Source organism: Celeribacter sp. HF31 (genome assembly GCF_011806455.1).
In the GTDB taxonomy this organism is placed as follows: Bacteria; Pseudomonadota; Alphaproteobacteria; order Rhodobacterales; family Rhodobacteraceae; genus Celeribacter.
Window position 1 is genome coordinate 189043 of sequence record NZ_JAATOT010000003.1, and the last position, 16444, is coordinate 205486.

Genomic DNA, 16444 nt, shown 5'->3' on the forward strand with positions numbered 1-16444 from the left:
GTAAAGCGTTTCGACTTTAACTTGATCTATCCCATAAAGTCGAAACGCACGCTCCGCCTCGACGTTGCACTGCGTTTCTGCTCACACCCGGTTTCAGGTTTAAGCAGAAACGTTTTAATCACGAAACCGTGAGCATTTCCATGCTTTGGGTCAAGAACCTGGGCAAGGCCTCTGTTTCACGAAGGCGGGAGGTCTGCGGGAAAGTGCCCTAGATATGGTAGCCCGCCCCGAATGCGCCACAAGCGCAGTCCACAATGATGCAAAATCGCACCGCTTTGTCCACGAAACCGCCCAAATTCAGCAGTTAACCTTAACCATTCCTTGCTGGCAGATACGAAAGAAGGCAAAAGTTGGGCAAGATTGAGGCAATCCGTCATAATTGGCGGGATCAAAATGGGACAAGAGCGCGGCGTCGTATCGCACTCAACCAGTTTGAAGGGAAATGGGCAGTGGTTCATCGCGTGCTGGGAGCACTTTTGCGTGCAGTCTTGGTGGTCGTTCTGATCATCATGCCGTCCATGCTATTGCCGAACGTGTCCAACGATGCCGCACAGGTCGTGGCCCTCGTCGCCTTTTTCGGCGCAGCTCTGACCTTTTTCGAATATGTCTCCGCCTATCCGGGCCTCGTGGAATTCCGGGACGCGCCACCGTTCAACCGGGTGCGCTTCACCTCGCTTTTCATGACCATCGTGCTGCTTTCCCTGATCGCACGCGGCACCGACAGCCCCACCATCGTCACCGAATTCGTCACCGCCATCGGCGCGTTGATCGGCTATGTGCTCGACTTCCCCTATTCGCCCGTGCGCCTGATGATCCTCGCGATGCCGGAAGGCAGCTCCGCGCAAGAACTTGAACTCATGCGCGAAGCGGCCGGGATGAGCTATCTGATTTCGCTTTTGGCGCTGTCGATTTTCCTGATTGCGCTGCGGGTCGGACATTGGCCGTCTCGGTCCGGGTCCTTCAATGTCTGGATCAACCTGCCGACTTTTGACCCGACCGCAGGAGGCGACGTTGTCGAGCGGCTGAAACGTGACGCGCGATTCAACATCGTGGTCGGGTTTTTGTTGCCCTTCCTCATCCCTGCGGTGTTAAAATCGGCCTCAAGCCTCTTTGGGGGCCTCGGCGTCACCACCGACCAATCCATGATCTGGGCCGTTGCAGCATGGGCATTCCTGCCGTCATCTCTTTTCATGCGGGGCATCGCCATGGGGCGGATCGCCTCGATGATTGCGGAAAAACGTCGCCAGACCTACGCCCGCGTCGATCTCGATCATCTGCCGGCGTGATCCGACTCGCCATTCTCATTCTCTGCCTGTTGCCCGTCTCTTTGGCCGCTGAAGCACCTCTGCGTGTGGCCACATGGACGGTCGAGTTGACGCGCAAAGGCCCGGGGTTGTTGCTTCGCGACATCTTGGACGGCGACGATCCGCAAGTGCTCGCCGCAATCCAGCACATCGACGCGCTCTCACCGGATGTGCTTTTGCTCACCAGTTTCGACACCGATCTCGACGGTCATGCGCTCAGGGCTTTGGCAGGACAACTTGGCTATCCCTATCATTTCACGCGGCTCGGCAATTCGGGTCGGCCGACCGGCCGCGACCTCGACAAGGACGGGCGTTTGGGTGAACCCGAGGATGCCCAGTCTTACGGCGAGTTCACCGGCCAAGGCGGTCTGGCGCTCCTGTCGCGCTTGCCGATCATGACCGAGGACATCCGGGATTTCTCCGAAATATTGTGGCGGGATCTGCCCGACCCGTCTCTGCCGGAGGGGTATTTCGATGCTGAGGATGTGGACGTGCTGCGCCTGTCCTCGCATGCCCATTGGGATGTCCCTGTGCTTTGGAATGACGCCCCCTTGCACCTCTTTGCCTACGCCGCCACCTCGCCGGTGTTCGACGGTGATGAGGATCGCAACGGGCGCCGCAATGCGGATGAGACGCGGTTCTGGTCGCTCTACCTCGATGACGCCCTGCCGGTTCCGCCGCCCGAAGGCGCGTTCATTCTCTTAGGTGACAGCAATCTCGATCCCGTGGACGGCGACGGACGGCGCGAGGTGATGCAAGAGCTGCTCTCAGACCCGCGCTTTCAGGACACAAAGCCCCGCTCTGACAACGGACCAGAGGCCAATCCCGACCACCTCGGCGATCCTGCTTTGGACACCGCCGACTGGACAGACCCTCTGCCCGGCAACCTGCGTGTGGACTATGTTTTGCCCTCTTCAGAGCTGACGATCATCGACGCCGGTGTCGCATGGTCCCAAGCGGAGTTGAAAGAAAACGACTTTCGCCACGGGCTTGTCTGGGTTGATATCGCTCCCATTCCTTGACGAGGCGGCAAGCAGTCGTTACGCCGCTTTCAACCTTAAAAAACCAAGGACTGGACGCGACCATGAGCACGCCTTCTCTTCTCATTCTCCCCGGTGACGGCATTGGCCCCGAAGTGATGGCCGAAGTCATCCGGATCATCGATTGGTTCGGCGACAAGCGTGGCCTGAAATTCGATGTGACCATGGATCTCGTGGGGGGTGCAGCCTATGACAAACATGGTGTTCCGCTCGCGGATGAGACCATGGCGAAGGCGCAAGAGGTCGATGCCGTTCTCCTCGGTGCCGTGGGTGGTCCGAAATACGACGTGCTTGATTTCTCCGTGAAACCGGAACGCGGCCTGTTGCGTCTGCGCAAGGAAATGGATCTGTTCGCCAACCTGCGTCCGGCGCAGTGCTTTGACGCGCTGGCCGATTTCTCCTCGCTTAAAAAAGACATCGTCGCCGGTCTCGACATCATGATCGTGCGTGAGCTGACCTCCGGCGTCTATTTCGGTGAGCCGCGCGGCATCACCACCGTCGACGGCGAGCGCATCGGCATCAACACCCAGCGTTACACCGAGTCCGAGATCCGTCGCGTCGCCATCGCCGCCTTTGAGCTGGCCATGAAGCGCAACAAGAAGCTCTGTTCGATGGAAAAGGCCAACGTGATGGAGGCCGGCATCCTGTGGCGCGATGTGGTCACCGAAGTCTCCGCCGATTACCCCGAGGTCGAGCTGTCGCACATGTATGCCGACAACGGCGCGATGCAGCTGGTTCGTGCGCCGAAGCAGTTCGACGTGATCGTGACCGACAACCTCTTCGGTGACATCCTCTCCGACTGTGCCGCGATGCTCACCGGGTCTTTGGGCATGCTGCCCTCCGCCTCCCTCGGCGCGCCGATGGAAAATGGTCGTCCGAAAGCCATGTATGAGCCGGTGCACGGCTCCGCGCCGGACATCGCGGGTCAAGGCAAGGCGAACCCGATCGCCTGCATCCTGTCCTTCGCCATGGCGCTGCGCTACTCCTTCAACGAAGGGGATGAGGCGACCCGTCTCGAGCAAGCGATTGAGAAAGTGCTCGCCGATGGCGTCCGCACCGGCGATCTTTTGGCGGACGAAGGTGTCACCCCGGTGTCCACCACCGGCATGGGCGACGCGATCCTCGCCGCTCTGGACGCCTCGCTCTAAACTTCGCGACATCTTATGCAAAAGGGCGTCTCCAGCGAGGCGCCCTTTTATGTCATCAGTCGAAAATGTCGAATATATCCTCGGCCATGTCGAACAGACGATGCGCCGTGGATTTGCGTTTCTTTTTCTTCTTGCTCTTCTTCGGACGCGGCAGCTTTGCCTGAAAGTCCTTTTTCCCTTTGACAGGCTCCTGCGTCTTATGCAGCGCCTTCATCCGCGACAAGGGCGCGCCGCAAGCCGAGCATTTCAACTCGTGCCGGGTCGTGCCGCCCAGCGTCAAAACCGTTTTCGACCCACAATAGCAGCAGGTTGCGGATTTCTGTGTGTAATACATGGGCTTCACATGGGGGCGCATGCCACAGGACACAAGGCTTTGCCGCTCCGCCGTTGAAAGCTCTGCCCCACGTGCTACCGTGAACGGCGAAACAGACAGGACAGCGCATGAATATCACCGGAGCCTTCTATGCCCTTGCCGCCTTTGCGGTCTTCTCGACCCATGACGTGGTGATCAAATTCCTGGGCGGTTCCTATGCGCCCTTCCAGATCATCTTTTTCTCGACGCTGTTCTCGTTTCCTCTGGTGATGTTCATGTTGATCCGCGACCGGACCGAGGGTCATTTGCGCCCCGTTCATCCCTGGTGGACGCTGTTTCGTACTATTGCGGCCATGGTGAACACGGCCTCGGCCTTTTATGCCTTCTCCGTTCTGCCCCTGGCCCAGGTCTACGCGCTGATCTTTGCCACGCCTTTGATCATCACCATCCTGTCGATCCCGGTTCTGGGCGAACATGTCGGCTTTCACCGTTGGGCGGCGGTCATTGTCGGCCTGATCGGCGTCATCATCGTCTTGCGCCCCGGCGCCACCGAATTCACGCTGGGGCATATGGCGGCGCTGTCCTGCGCAGGCTTTGGCGCCTTCGCCTCCGTCGTCGTGCGCAAAGTCGGCCGCGAGGAACGCACCGCCGTCCTCATGCTCTATCCTTTGATCGCCAATTTCGTCGTCATGGGATTGGCGATGTCCTTTTTCTACCGCCCTTTCCCTTTGATGGATTTGGGCTCTGTGGGCCTCGTGTCGCTTTTGGGCTTCACCGGCGGCGTTGTCCTGATCCTCGCCTACCGCGCCTCAGAGGCCGCCATCGTCGCGCCGATGCAATATTCCCAGATCATCTGGGCCACGATTTTCGGCTATTTCATCTTTGGCGAAAAGGTCGACATGCCGACCATCGCAGGTGCGGGAATCATCATTCTCTCGGGCCTCTACATCGTCTTCCGGGAAGCCAGTGGCGGACATTCCGAGAATACTCCGGTGCTCAGAACCCGCTCGCGTGCCTCCTCGGCAGCCTCTTTCCGCATCTCGCCCTTTGTTCGCCGCGGAAAACTTCGCTGATATGGGTCTCAAAAGCATGAATTGGCTCTTGCCAAACCCCGCCTGTCGCTATATTCCGCCCGTCACGGTCGGAGCGTAGCTCAGCCTGGTAGAGCACTGTCTTCGGGAGGCAGGGGCCGGAGGTTCGAATCCTCTCGCTCCGACCAATTTAAAACTGGGGTACGCCCCATAGTTTTGCCACTTTGCCCCCCATAGTTCTGCCTCTGGCTCATAAAACAGGCACCTTTCCTCGACAGATGATTTCGGGGTTCAAGCATCTTATAAGCTCAACCCCTTGTGAAGCTTTTTTGCAAGTAGGGCGGGAAGCGGTGGTTCGCGGCAGCAGCATCATTCGCAAGCTGCCCATGAAAGAGCCGACAATGTCGCTACGCGTCTCATAAAGAGTACCGAGCTCAATCTATGATGTTGGCGCTTGGCTCGGTCAAATGATCTGGGCAAATTGAAAGCGGTATGGGGTCAAGCCGACCAGCTGACCTTGGGTCAATCAGTGGTTAAACTTTTTGCGCCACAGTACGGCCATGAAAATGGAATCCGTCCATATGAATGACCGCGCGGGATTGGCGTGGATCAATTGGTTTCCCCCACTCGCCGTTTGCGCCGTGGGGCTGTTTTCGACGGCCTGGATGACGTTCTTTGCAGGTGTGGGCGTGGCCGGAGAGCCCGTCGCCCTTGTGTTTCCGCCTAATTGGGACAGGTCGAATGTGTTCTTGGGCGCGGCTTCGCTGAATGTCCACATCGTGGATGTCGATTCTAACGGAACTTTCGCCGTCGTTATCCCTCGAACCGACGACGCCTTGGACAGATTTCGAACCAGTGGCGCTCTCCTCGCCCTGAACTCTGTGGCGCGCACGCTGTGCCGATAACACGTTGATTGGTAATCACAAAGTAGGATCATCTCAAATGTCACTTTTCTCAAATGTACTCGGCGCGTTCAACGACGCGCGTTTGGCACAATCAGATGATCTCGACAAACTGCGAAGAATGGCCTCGCGTTGGTATCTCATCTACCTTTGGGGGATGACGGCATGTGTGACGGCGATCGCTGCGGGCTGGTCTGACTACTGGGTTCACATTCTAGTCATTAACAGCTCTTTGGCGGCGATCTCGACCTACGCGCACAAAAAGGCGCCCGGTGCGGTGCATACCCGCGTCACAATCGCGGGCAGCATGCTCGCCAACTGGATGAACCTGATCTACGCGGCGTCCCACTACGCCTCGGGCGAGTTCATCCTCGATGCCCACATGATCTACTTCGTCCTTAATTCAATTTTGCTGGCCTATTTCTGCTGGCGGACATTGTTCGTCATCAACGCCGTAACGGTCGTTCATCACCTCGGCCTGAACGTTTTGGCGCCGTTGTTGATTTGGCCGTCGGCGGAGTTCTCATGGTTGCATCTTGCCACGCACGTAGCAATGGCCACGATTGTGACTGTATCCGGGTTGGCCATTTCGGTCACCGTGGCGCGTCTGTTCGCGAAGTCCTCAAGCATGGTCGTCAAACTCCGCAATGAAATGGCGTCGCGCGAGGCTCTTGAGCAAGAGGAGAAGCGCCTACGTGACGAAGCCACGAAGCGCGAACAGCTCGAGTTGGAGCAAAAAGAGGCGATTCGTCTTGAAAGGGAAAAAGCCGCAGAGGAGAAACGAGCGCGCGATCAAGAGCAGATGCGTGCACGCGAGGCGGAGCATGAGCGGGAAGAAGCCCTCCGACGCAGTCAGATTGAGGAGCAGAAAACGGTCGTAGACGCCCTCGCAACCGGGATGAAGCGGCTCTCCCAAGGTGATTTGACGACCTCTTTGGATCAAGCATTCCCCACGGCCTACGAGTCTTTGCGCATGGATTTCAATGCGACCGTGGCAAGTCTCTCAGATCTCATTCTGGACATCGCCACGAGCGTTGAGACGATCAACAGCAGCTCACGCGAAGTGGTGGCGGCATCAGATGACCTGGCGCGCCGTACGGAGAAATCCGCGGCAACCTTGGAAGAAACCTCGTCGGCCGCCGATCAATTGGCCGAGTCCGTGCGCGGAGCCGCGGATCGTGCGAAACAAGCCAACCAGGTAGCAACTGTGGCGAACTCAAAAGCAAACGAAAGCACCAATGTCGTTACCGAGGCCACCAACGCGATGACCGAGATTGAGGAGTCATCGGGACAGATCACCAAGATCATCAGCGTCATCAACGACATCGCATTCCAGACAAACCTGTTGGCACTGAACGCCGGAGTCGAAGCGGCCCGAGCAGGTGAGTCAGGACGTGGGTTTGCCGTTGTGGCCTCCGAGGTGCGCGCCCTCGCGCAACGGTCCGCTGATGCGTCCCGTGAGATTGACACGCTCATCTCAAACTCGAACAGCCAAGTCGAAAAAGGCGTCCGATTGGTCGGAACCGCGGGCACCGCTTTGGCCGACATTATCTCGGCGGTCACCGACATTGCGGGCCACGTCGATGCCATCGCAACGTCGTCGCAAGAGCAGGCAATCGGCATTCGCGAAGTAAACTCCTCAGTCTCGGAGCTTGACCGGACGATGCAACAGAACGCCGCGATGACGGAAGAAACGACCGCAGCGCTGCAAATTTTGCGAAACGAAGCAGACCGGCTGAAATCTCTAATTACCAAGTTTTCTTTGGGGGCTGCTGCGGATGCGGGAGGGCATCAGGCCAAAGTTGCTTAGGGGATGTGGCGTGGAAATGCCCCTCCACGTCTGCTTTGAGGACGCGGGAGTACGGCTTTCACTCCCTAGACCACCAGCAGTTCTGGGCCGTTTGTCTAGACCATGTCCGGGTCGAGAGCTCATGGTGCCGCAAAGCGGAGAACGGCAGAAAAGAGCCCAGAGTGACTGATGCGGCGCGAGTTTCGAAATGGGGCAAAGGGCTTTGAGCGGTCCTTGCTCTCAGAAGGAGCCGGCGCCTTGTCGTGATCTACTGTGTCGTTCGCAAAGATCTGCTTTGGTGACTACATCGCCGAAAGACCAGCGTTGGTGTTCAAAAGGAACTGTGAGAATATCGGGCTGCTGGCTGCGCCAATACCGCGCGCATTGTGGCCAACTTCTCCGGCTACTATCTGGGGTTCGATCAAACCCCTCTTATCCTGATTGACCAGATAGCGCCGGGTTCTTTCGACCAGTTGGTCGCGCACATCTGAAGGGAAAGCTCCGTCGATCAGCACCGCTTCGAAATCAATAACTGAACAAATCGACAAAGACGCCTTGGCCAACTCCTGTGCGGTTTGGCCGATCCAAGGCTCAACGTGTCGGGACAGGCTGCTCCAATCCTGGGGCTGTTGCCAAAGAGCAGAGGGATCCATACCGGATTCGGTTACGCGCGCTTCTAAGAGATGGATTGAGGCCACGTCGATCAATTGCTGCGCCTCACCGAGCGGGCCTGTGCTGCGCATCGACCCCAGCGCTCCGGCGTTGCCCTGGTTGCCCTCAAATACCGTTCCGTTCAAGACCACTCCGCCGCCGACGAATGAGCCAATAAAAAAGTAGGCGTAGTCTCGGAACTCGTGCCCGTGACCGTATAAGTGTTCAGCATGGCAAGCCGCTGTCGCGTCGTTGACGACGAAGACTGGAAGGTCGCTGAAAACTCCGACTTCGGCGGCGAAATGAATGTCCTTCCATGACCGGAACTTCTCGGCGGAGAGGCCAACGAGGTCGTGCCATTTCCAAAGTTCGAAAGGGGTCCCGATCCCAATGCCACATACGCGGCCTCGCAACTTTGCAGACAGGTTTCCAAGAAGCGTCTCCAACCCTTCTTTTAGAAAATCGAACACAGCATCCGGCATTGGATAGTCATAGGTCGTGTGAAGCTGCTCCCGAACGTTCCCGCAAATGTCGAGCAGCAAAAGATCGGCACTTCGACGCCCGATCTTCAGACCGATCGAAAGAACGCCGTCCGGTTCCAATTCAATCGGGATCGAAGGCTTTCCTACCTTACCTCGCACAGGAGCGCCGCGCCGTATCAGACCATCTTCTTCAAGGTCTCGCAGGATGGTTGACACCGTGGGTTTGGACAGCCCGGTCCGACGCGCCAAATCGGCTGCGGGGACTGCACGATGACGCTGAAGAAGAGAGAGTATCAGACGCTCATTGTGGTCGCGAACACCACTTTGGTTCACGCCCGCAATTTGCTTTCTGATGCTTTCTCCATCCATGGTTTGGAACATAGTTGCCTCCCGAGTGAAATAAAAGATAATCCCAAACTCATTAGTTAGTAAAGTTTCCTTACTAATTGACACGGGCAGCGGAATCGGGTTTTTTGGGGGCAGGACTGGATCAGGGAGGAGCCTTATCCAGAACTCAAAAAGTTTCTTGTGGGAGGAAAACATGAAAACTCTAGTGACCACCTCGGCTTTGGCCCTGACAGTGATGGCCGGCGCAGCCTATGCGGAGACCAATGCCTGCCTAATCACAAAGACCGATACCAATCCCTTCTTTGTGAAGATGAAGGAAGGCGCGACGGAGGCGGCACAAGCTGGCGGCATTAAGCTTTCGACTTATGCAGGCAAGTATGACGGCGACGTTGAAACCCAAGTCGCCGCCGTTGAAACCTGCATCGCATCCGGTGCAAAAGGCATCCTGATCACTCCGACAGACAGCCGCGCGTTGGTTCCTGTCATCACGCAAGCACGCGAAGCCGGTGCGCTGGTGATCGCATTGGACACCGCTTTCGAACCCATTGACGCCGCCGATGCGACATTCGCCACGGACAACTTCAAGGCGGGCGTTTTGATTGGCGAATGGGCCAGGGCGAAAATGGGTGCGGATGCAGCCAACGCAAAAATCGCCCTGCTGGACCTGAATGCGTCGGAAATTTCTGTCGACTACCAGCGCGACAACGGTTTCTTGCAAGGGTTTGGCATCGACATCAAAGATCCGACGGACATTGGTGACGAAGATGATCCGCGCATCGTTGGGAATGACGTGACTGACGGCTCGTCTGAAGGGGGTCGTACGGCGATGGAAAACCTGTTGCAGATCGATCCAGACATCAACCTTGTCTACACCATCAACGAACCTGCGGCTGCGGGTGCATATGAGGCGCTTAAGTCCTTTGGTAAGGAAAAGGATGTTCTGATCGTATCCGTTGACGGTGGCTGCCCCGGCGTGAACGATATCGCAGGAGGCGTGATTGGCGCAACTTCGATGCAGTTCCCGCTGCTGATGGCGTCTAAAGGCATAGAAGCAATCAAGACCTTTGCTGAAACCGGTGAAAAGCCACAAAACAGCGAAGGCTTGGATTTCTTCAACACCGGGGTGGAACTGATCACCGATGAACCTGTCGATGGCGTGCCCTCCATCACTTCGGCCGAAGGCCTGAAAAAGTGCTGGGGTTGATCCTGAGGTAAACCCTCTGGCGGGGCGTCAATGCGCCCTGCCGCCCCGCTTCACCTTATCACCTTTTGACGGAATCTGACGCTGCCGCTACGTTTGTCGGTATGGGAGAGAAACATGTCTGAACCAATGACGCCGGCCCAAAAGGGCCAAGATTTCGAACAAACTTTGGATAAGAGCGATGCCAAAGTCGCTGCGTTCGAAGTCAAACACCACACGTTACTGGACCGCATTCAGCACCTGCTTCACAACAATCCGACGCTTGTGCCAGTTATTGTTCTGGTCATAAGCCTCGTCGCCTTCGGCATTATTGCGGGCGGAAAATTCTTCTCGGCCTTTAACCTAAGCCTGATCCTTCAGCAGGTTTCTATCATCGGTATCCTTGCCGCGGCCCAATCTCTGATCATTTTGACCGCGGGCATCGACCTTTCGGTTGCCGCGATCATGGTGCTGATGTCGGTCGTCATGGGCAATCTGGCGGTATTTGCCGGTGTTCCCTCAGGCATTGCCATACTGGCCGGCCTTGCAGGTGGCGTTGGTGCTGGCCTGATGAACGGCTGGTTCATCACGCGGGTCAAGCTGCCGCCTTTCATCACCACCTTGGGCACTTGGTCGATCTTCTATGCGCTGTTGTTGTGGCTCTCGGGCGCGCAATCCATCAGAGGGCAGGATATCGACACTGAAGCACCTTTCCTGAAATTCTTCGGGGCGACGTTCAACATCGGCGGTGCAAGGATTACCCTGAGCGCCGTGCTGATGATCGCCATCTTTGTCGTGCTTTGGTACATGCTGAACAAGACAGCCTGGGGCCGTCATGTCTACGCCATTGGCGATGACAAGGAGGCCGCCGATCTGTCGGGCATCCGCACAGATCGCACGTTGCTTTCCGTCTATGGGCTGTCAGGTTTTGTATGCGCTCTGGCAGGCTGGGCATCCATCGGTCGCGTTGGCTCGATCTCGCCTCAGTCCTTTTATGAAGGCAACCTCGACTCGATCACTGCCGTGGTGATCGGCGGCATCTCTCTCTTTGGTGGGCGCGGCTCCATTCTCGGCGCTTTGTTCGGTGCGCTTATTGTGGGCGTGTTCCGCTCTGGCTTGCGCATGTCCGGTGTCGATGTCCTTTGGCAGGTCTTCGCCATCGGCTGGCTCATCATCATCGCGGTCGCAATCGACCAATGGATCAGAAGGGTTTCGGCATAATGACCACTCCAGTTGTACAAGCTCGCGGTATCGTAAAGCGCTATGGCCACGTGACCGCCATCGACCACTCAGACTTTGAACTGCGCCCGGGTGAAGTCCTGGCCGTCATCGGGGACAACGGCGCCGGCAAATCCTCGATCGTCAAAGCGATCTGCGGCGCCACCATCCCTGACGAAGGCGAGATACTGATCGAAGGCAAGCCGGTGAAGTTCAATTCGCCCATCGAGGCGCGGGATATGGGGATCGAGATCGTCTATCAGAACCTCGCTCTTTCACCAGCGCTTTCGATTGCCGACAACATGTTCACCGGTCGGGAAATCCGCAAAGAAGGCTGGATGGGGAAAATCCTTCGGATGCTGGACAAGCCCGCCATGGAAAAGTTCGCACGCGAAAAGCTGACCGAGCTTGGTCTCATGACCGTCCAGTCGATCAAGCAGCCGGTCGAGACGCTTTCGGGGGGGCAACGCCAAGGCGTCGCGGTGGCCCGCGCAGCCGCCTTTGCCACCAAGTTCATTATCATGGATGAACCCACGGCGGCTTTGGGGGTCAAGGAAAGCCGCAAGGTTCTGGAGCTGATCCAGGACGTGCGGGCCCGTGGTATCCCGATCATCCTGATCAGCCACAACATGCCTCATGTGTTTGAGGTTGCAGACCGCATTCACATTCACCGTCTGGGCAAGCGCCTCTGCACCATCGACCCCAAGGATTATACAATGTCCGATGCGGTCGCCTTCATGACCGGGGCGAAAGAACCCCCGGCTCAGGACGCCGCATGAATGACCCAAAAGAAACCGCCGAGGCACTCTTGGATCGTATTCTGGCGGTGCCTCGTGCCGGAAAGCGTCGGCTTATTGCTCTTGTCGGTCAACCTGCTTCAGGAAAATCGACCCTGTCGAACATTCTGGCCGAACTTATGACAGAGGCAGGTTGCCGCACATCGGTTGTACCGATGGATGGCTTTCACCTCGACAATCAAATTCTGATCTCGCAAGGCCTTCTGCCACGCAAAGGAGCACCGGAAACATTTGATGTCGATGGGTTGTTCCGGCTGATAAAGACTCTTCGCTCCGCGGATACCGTATTCTTTCCAGTCTTTGATCGTGAACGCGATATCTCTATCGCAGGGGCAGGTATGCTTTCGGACGACTGTGACAGCGTGATTGTCGAAGGCAACTACCTCTTGCTGGATGCACCCGGTTGGCGTGACCTGAAGGACTGTTGGGACTTATCAGTTCAGCTTGATGTTCCAATCCCAATTCTGCGGGAGCGTCTTGTGGACCGGTGGTTGGCTTACGGTTTGACGCTAAATCAGGCGATCACCCGTGCGGAGGGAAATGATCTGAGAAATGCGGAGTTGATCGCCGCGCACTCATTGTCGGCCGACGTCATCATCACGGCTTAACTGCCGCGAAGCGTACACTCTAGCAATTTTCGGCAAAAATCTGTTTTCCGGCCTATGCTGATGCCCAATGTGATCAATGGTGCCCTAAGCGGGAGGGATAAATGACTTGTTTGTCCCGCACTGCTGACCTTGGGTCCTGGACTATGCTGCGCGGTGCTCAAATCCTGATCGAAGAATGGAGGAAACACGTCAACACGAAACGCCCCCACAGTGCTCTGGGCTACCGCCCACCGGCCCCCGAAACCATCATCCAGATGGACCAAAGGCCGATCATGCACGAACAATCAAATTGGACCACTCAAGTGGGGCGGATCAGCGCCGATTCAAAAAGCAGTAATCGCGACGTGACCGCTGCGCCTGTTGCATCTGACGTCAGAGGCATCGGTGCGCGGGGGCGGGGCGTTCTGAGCGCCCGCCTTTGTCTGTCGGAGTAGAGTCAGGCGCTCAGGGCATGATTACGCCCATGCGTCGTTCCAGGCGCGGAACAGCGCGTATTGGCTGTCGACATAGGCTTTTTGTGCCGACATGCCCACCGCCATAAGCTCCCGCTCTTTGCGGGCCTGTGCCTCTAATCGGCCAACTTGACAGCCAAAGCCTCGTTCAGGACGACCTGCGAGGCGTAGCCCCCGCGAAGGGCCGCGCGTGTCGCGTCCAATTTCTCCAGTCCGCTCACAACCAAAAGCCCCGACATGTTCCGAAGCAGCGCATGGTCGGCACTGATCATACGACGGTCCAGCTCTCCGAGCACAGGCTCGCCCTGCGCATCGACGAACCGGCCTGCGATGATCCCCACGGCGCCTTTCGACACATACTCCGCCACATCTGCCGGCGTGGCGATATTGAACTGAACCACATGGGTATTCTCGGTGCAGGGGCTGAGCGAATAGATCGCCTTGGTGCAATCGCCCAGGAGCCTGATCTGCTCTGAGATGATCGGTTCCTGGCGCAATCGCTCCGCCAAAGACGCCTCGGAACACACGGCAGGGGCGTTGAGGTTGATGCATTGGGCCGACAGGCGGCGCGCGATCTCGGTGGTGCAGCTTTCGCAGGTCGGCAACAGCGGGTTGGCCAAAGAACCGATCAACTGACGCACCACCAGCCCGTCCACCGGCCACCACGGCACGCGTTCGGACACGAAAGAGACCGTTTGCCCCCAGCTCACCCCCAAAGTTTCCCCGGCCTCGACGAAATCGGGCAAAAGCTGTGCCGCGGCGTCGCAGACCTGAAGCATCGTCTCGGCGGCATTTTCCTCTTCGGGCACCACATGCGCGCCCTCGAGGCCGTAGATCTCGCACAACCGATCCGCCAGATCGTTCACCCGAAAATGCGTGCCGGAGATTTTCACCCCCACGATCTGACGTTCGCGCGCCAATCGCAGATAGGTGATCACCGTGGGCCGCGACAGCCCCATTTTCTTGGCAATCTCGGCCTGATTGAGCCCCTTGATGTAATAAAGCCAAGCCGCTTCGGCAACGGTGCGGTCGGTCGGGTGGTTGGCACGCACCATCTCCGGGAACTCCTTTGAAAAACAGGTATGCGACCCTACACCGCGTCTTCGAGGGCGTCAAAGCGGAGCACATCGGCGGTGATCGCCAGATCCTCCTCCAATGCCCGGTCCGGCGTCAGACCCGCCTTCGCAAGATCGCCGTGATAGCCGCGCACCGCCTCGGCGGGCGTGACATCGCCATCCGCGACACGCCGCATCCAGGAGATGAGCGTGGTCTGATGTTCGGCTTGGTTGATCTTGCGCCCGAAGAGCGCCAGCCGCGCGCCGTGGCGCTCGGATTGGGCCACCAGTTCGAAAGTGTCGCGGTGGGTCGCGCCCGCGCCGCCCAGCACGCCCACGACCATCGACGGGTCATGTGCGGCGAGTTCCGCCATGGCCTCGGGACCATTGTAAGCGACCTTGAGGAACTCGGGGCGTTCCGCGCGGGTCAGGCTGGCCAGAAGGCGGATGATATTGTCGTTCACAAAAGCGCCGAGGTGTTCGGGCGCGACCGCATCGGGCATGTTCGGATTGAACACTTCGAGGAAATGCTGAACCCCTGCCGCCCGCGCCTCGCGCCGGAAGGCCGCATAGGCCTCAAGCGCGCGGGTATCGGCCTCCGTGTCGTTGTTGAAAGTCAGCGAATAGAGACAGAGGTTTGCGGGCGCAAACTCCAGATCGGCTCCGCGATAGGGCCGCGAGGGGTAAAGGTTATGCGCCGCCCCGCGCAGGTTGCCCCAGACACAGGTGGTCTCATTGCCACGAAAGGCGGGCTGAACGGCGGCGTTGGCAAAGGCGCCTTCCGTCTGCAACAGATCCATCGTGCCAGCAGCGGTGAGCATGATGTCGACGACGTCCTGTTGGATGATCTGCCGCACCTCGTCCAGAAACTGAGGCCGTGTACGGGGGCCGGTGGGACGCCCTGCGGCATCGCGCGCCAGTCCCAGAGCGGGCACGCCGCCGGTGACTTCGGTGTCCTTGGCATCGGCGATCATATAGTCGCCTTTACGGTAAGCCCCTTTGCGGATGCGGGCGAGCTTGTCGATGTAACGCAGCTTGCTCATGCCTCACACTCCTCTCAGGCTCTGTCCGGTGTTCGGGTCGAAAACATGGACCTTATCCCGGCGGATCGCGAAATGGACGGTGTCGTTTTGCGACAGACGGCGGAAGCGCTGGGTGACAAAGGACATTTCCTCGCCTTCGACTTCGGTGATAACCTGACCCTCTGCACCCATGTTTTCGACCAACACAACAGTCCCCGTGACGGCGTTTTCCACCCCCGGCTCACAGAGATCCATACTCGCCGGACGCAGGCCCAGCTCGACCTTTTGCCCCGGTTTCAGGGAGGGAAACGCCTCGGGATCAAGGGTGATCGCAATCCCCCCTGCCCGCGCCACGTGGCCCTCTTCCATGGTGGCATGCAGGAAATTCATTGCCGGCGTGCCGATGAAATCCGCCACGAACCGTGAGGCAGGGCGTTCGAAAATCTCGTCCGGCGTGCCCATCTGTTCGATCTTGCCATCACGCATCAACACGATGCGGTCGGCGATGGTCATGGCCTCAAGCTGATCGTGGGTGACGAAAATGGTCGTGGTCTTGAGCTGAAGGTGCATCTTGCGGATTTCCGTCCGCAGCTTTTCGCGCAGCTTGGCGTCAAGATTGGACAGCGGCTCGTCAAAGAGGAACACCTTGGGCGTCTTGATCATCGCGCGCGCCATGGCGACGCGCTGTTGCTGACCGCCGGAGAGGTTTTTCGGGCGCCGGTCGAGATAGGGCGCGAGGCCCAGCATCTCGGCGACTTGTTCGAGACGCGGAGCAATCTCCGACTTGGGAATGCCCTGACGACGTAGCCCGAAGGTGATGTTGTCGGCGACGCTCATATGCGGATAGAGCGCATAGCTTTGAAACACCATGGCGACACCACGCTCGCCGGGCGGCAGGTCGGTGACATCCGTGCCGCCGATCTCAATCCGCCCACCGGTGACGTCCTCGAGCCCCGCAACCATGCGCAGCATCGTGGATTTGCCACAGCCAGACGGGCCGAGAAAGACGACGAATTCATGATCGGGGATAGAGAGGTTCATGCCCTCGATCACGGGGTACGCGCCATAGGATTTGACGATGTCGGTACAAGAAATATTGGCCAT

At 58.1% G+C, this 16444-nt stretch carries 15 protein-coding genes, 1 tRNA gene and 1 pseudogene; 12 read left to right on the top strand and 5 right to left on the bottom strand.

Features of this window, described 5'->3' with window-relative positions; all coding sequences use genetic code 11:
- Positions 1-449: 449 nt before the first annotated feature.
- From HCZ23_RS07145 to leuB, 3 genes are all read left to right on the top strand, one after another.
- Positions 450-1286, top strand: coding sequence for a hypothetical protein (locus HCZ23_RS07145; protein WP_167601038.1), 837 nt, complete (start codon positions 450-452; stop codon positions 1284-1286).
- On the top strand, positions 1283-2326 hold the full coding sequence (locus HCZ23_RS07150) for an endonuclease/exonuclease/phosphatase family protein (protein ID WP_167600847.1): 1044 nt from the start codon (positions 1283-1285) through the stop codon (positions 2324-2326). The genes HCZ23_RS07145 and HCZ23_RS07150 overlap by 4 nt, the downstream gene beginning before the upstream one ends.
- A 62-nt stretch (positions 2327-2388) precedes the next feature.
- The gene (leuB, locus tag HCZ23_RS07155) at positions 2389-3492 is read left to right on the top strand and encodes a 3-isopropylmalate dehydrogenase (RefSeq protein ID WP_167601039.1); all 1104 of its coding nucleotides are present in this window, start codon (positions 2389-2391) and stop codon (positions 3490-3492) included.
- A 55-nt stretch (positions 3493-3547) separates the two neighbouring features.
- Here the strand turns inward: leuB and HCZ23_RS07160 are convergent, their stop codons facing one another.
- Complete coding sequence (locus HCZ23_RS07160; protein WP_167601040.1) at positions 3548-3826, bottom strand: hypothetical protein; 279 nt, start codon at positions 3824-3826, stop codon at positions 3548-3550.
- A gap of 107 nt (positions 3827-3933) precedes the next feature.
- Between HCZ23_RS07160 and HCZ23_RS07165 the strand changes: the two genes are divergently transcribed.
- The 4 genes from HCZ23_RS07165 to HCZ23_RS07180 all read left to right on the top strand — a co-directional run bounded on the left by HCZ23_RS07165 (position 3934) and on the right by HCZ23_RS07180 (position 7548).
- Positions 3934-4878, top strand: a complete 945-nt coding sequence (locus tag HCZ23_RS07165) for a DMT family transporter (RefSeq protein WP_167601041.1) — start codon at positions 3934-3936, stop codon at positions 4876-4878.
- A 69-nt stretch (positions 4879-4947) separates the two neighbouring features.
- Positions 4948-5024, top strand: a tRNA-Pro gene (locus HCZ23_RS07170).
- A gap of 372 nt (positions 5025-5396) precedes the next feature.
- Positions 5397-5741, top strand: coding sequence for a hypothetical protein (locus HCZ23_RS07175; protein ID WP_167601042.1), 345 nt, complete (start codon positions 5397-5399; stop codon positions 5739-5741).
- A gap of 37 nt (positions 5742-5778) precedes the next feature.
- Complete coding sequence (locus HCZ23_RS07180; RefSeq protein WP_167601043.1) at positions 5779-7548, top strand: methyl-accepting chemotaxis protein; 1770 nt, start codon at positions 5779-5781, stop codon at positions 7546-7548.
- Between the two features lie 281 nt (positions 7549-7829).
- Here the strand turns inward: HCZ23_RS07180 and HCZ23_RS07185 are convergent, their stop codons facing one another.
- Positions 7830-9041, bottom strand: a complete 1212-nt coding sequence (locus HCZ23_RS07185; RefSeq protein ID WP_254869996.1) for an ROK family transcriptional regulator — start codon at positions 9039-9041, stop codon at positions 7830-7832.
- Positions 9042-9201: 160 nt separating this feature from the next.
- Between HCZ23_RS07185 and HCZ23_RS07190 the strand changes: the two genes are divergently transcribed.
- The 5 genes and pseudogenes from HCZ23_RS07190 to HCZ23_RS07210 form a co-directional block, all read left to right on the top strand.
- Positions 9202-10212 (top strand): sugar ABC transporter substrate-binding protein, encoded by a 1011-nt coding sequence (locus tag HCZ23_RS07190; protein ID WP_167601044.1) that lies wholly within the window; start codon positions 9202-9204, stop codon positions 10210-10212.
- Between the two features lie 114 nt (positions 10213-10326).
- Positions 10327-11409: an ABC transporter permease gene (locus HCZ23_RS07195; protein ID WP_167601381.1), complete on the top strand. Its 1083-nt coding sequence runs from the start codon at positions 10327-10329 to the stop codon at positions 11407-11409.
- On the top strand, positions 11385-12185 hold the full coding sequence (locus tag HCZ23_RS07200) for an ATP-binding cassette domain-containing protein (protein ID WP_167601045.1): 801 nt from the start codon (positions 11385-11387) through the stop codon (positions 12183-12185). Before HCZ23_RS07195 ends, HCZ23_RS07200 begins: the two co-directional genes overlap by 25 nt.
- Entirely contained in the window at positions 12182-12811 is a 630-nt protein-coding gene (locus HCZ23_RS07205; RefSeq protein ID WP_167601046.1) for a nucleoside/nucleotide kinase family protein, read from the top strand. The genes HCZ23_RS07200 and HCZ23_RS07205 overlap by 4 nt, the downstream gene beginning before the upstream one ends.
- A 146-nt stretch (positions 12812-12957) precedes the next feature.
- Positions 12958-13059, top strand: a pseudogene (locus HCZ23_RS07210) (integrase core domain-containing protein); the annotation flags it as partial.
- A 320-nt stretch (positions 13060-13379) separates the two neighbouring features.
- Here HCZ23_RS07210 and HCZ23_RS07215 read toward each other — a convergent pair.
- The 3 genes from HCZ23_RS07215 to HCZ23_RS07225 are packed head-to-tail and all read right to left on the bottom strand — an operon-like array spanning position 13380 to position 16444.
- Positions 13380-14318 (bottom strand): sugar-binding transcriptional regulator, encoded by a 939-nt coding sequence (locus tag HCZ23_RS07215; RefSeq protein ID WP_167601047.1) that lies wholly within the window; start codon positions 14316-14318, stop codon positions 13380-13382.
- 35 nt (positions 14319-14353) lie between these two features.
- Positions 14354-15361 (bottom strand): hypothetical protein, encoded by a 1008-nt coding sequence (locus HCZ23_RS07220; RefSeq protein ID WP_167601048.1) that lies wholly within the window; start codon positions 15359-15361, stop codon positions 14354-14356.
- A 3-nt stretch (positions 15362-15364) separates the two neighbouring features.
- Complete coding sequence (locus HCZ23_RS07225) at positions 15365-16444, bottom strand: ABC transporter ATP-binding protein (RefSeq protein WP_167601049.1); 1080 nt, start codon at positions 16442-16444, stop codon at positions 15365-15367.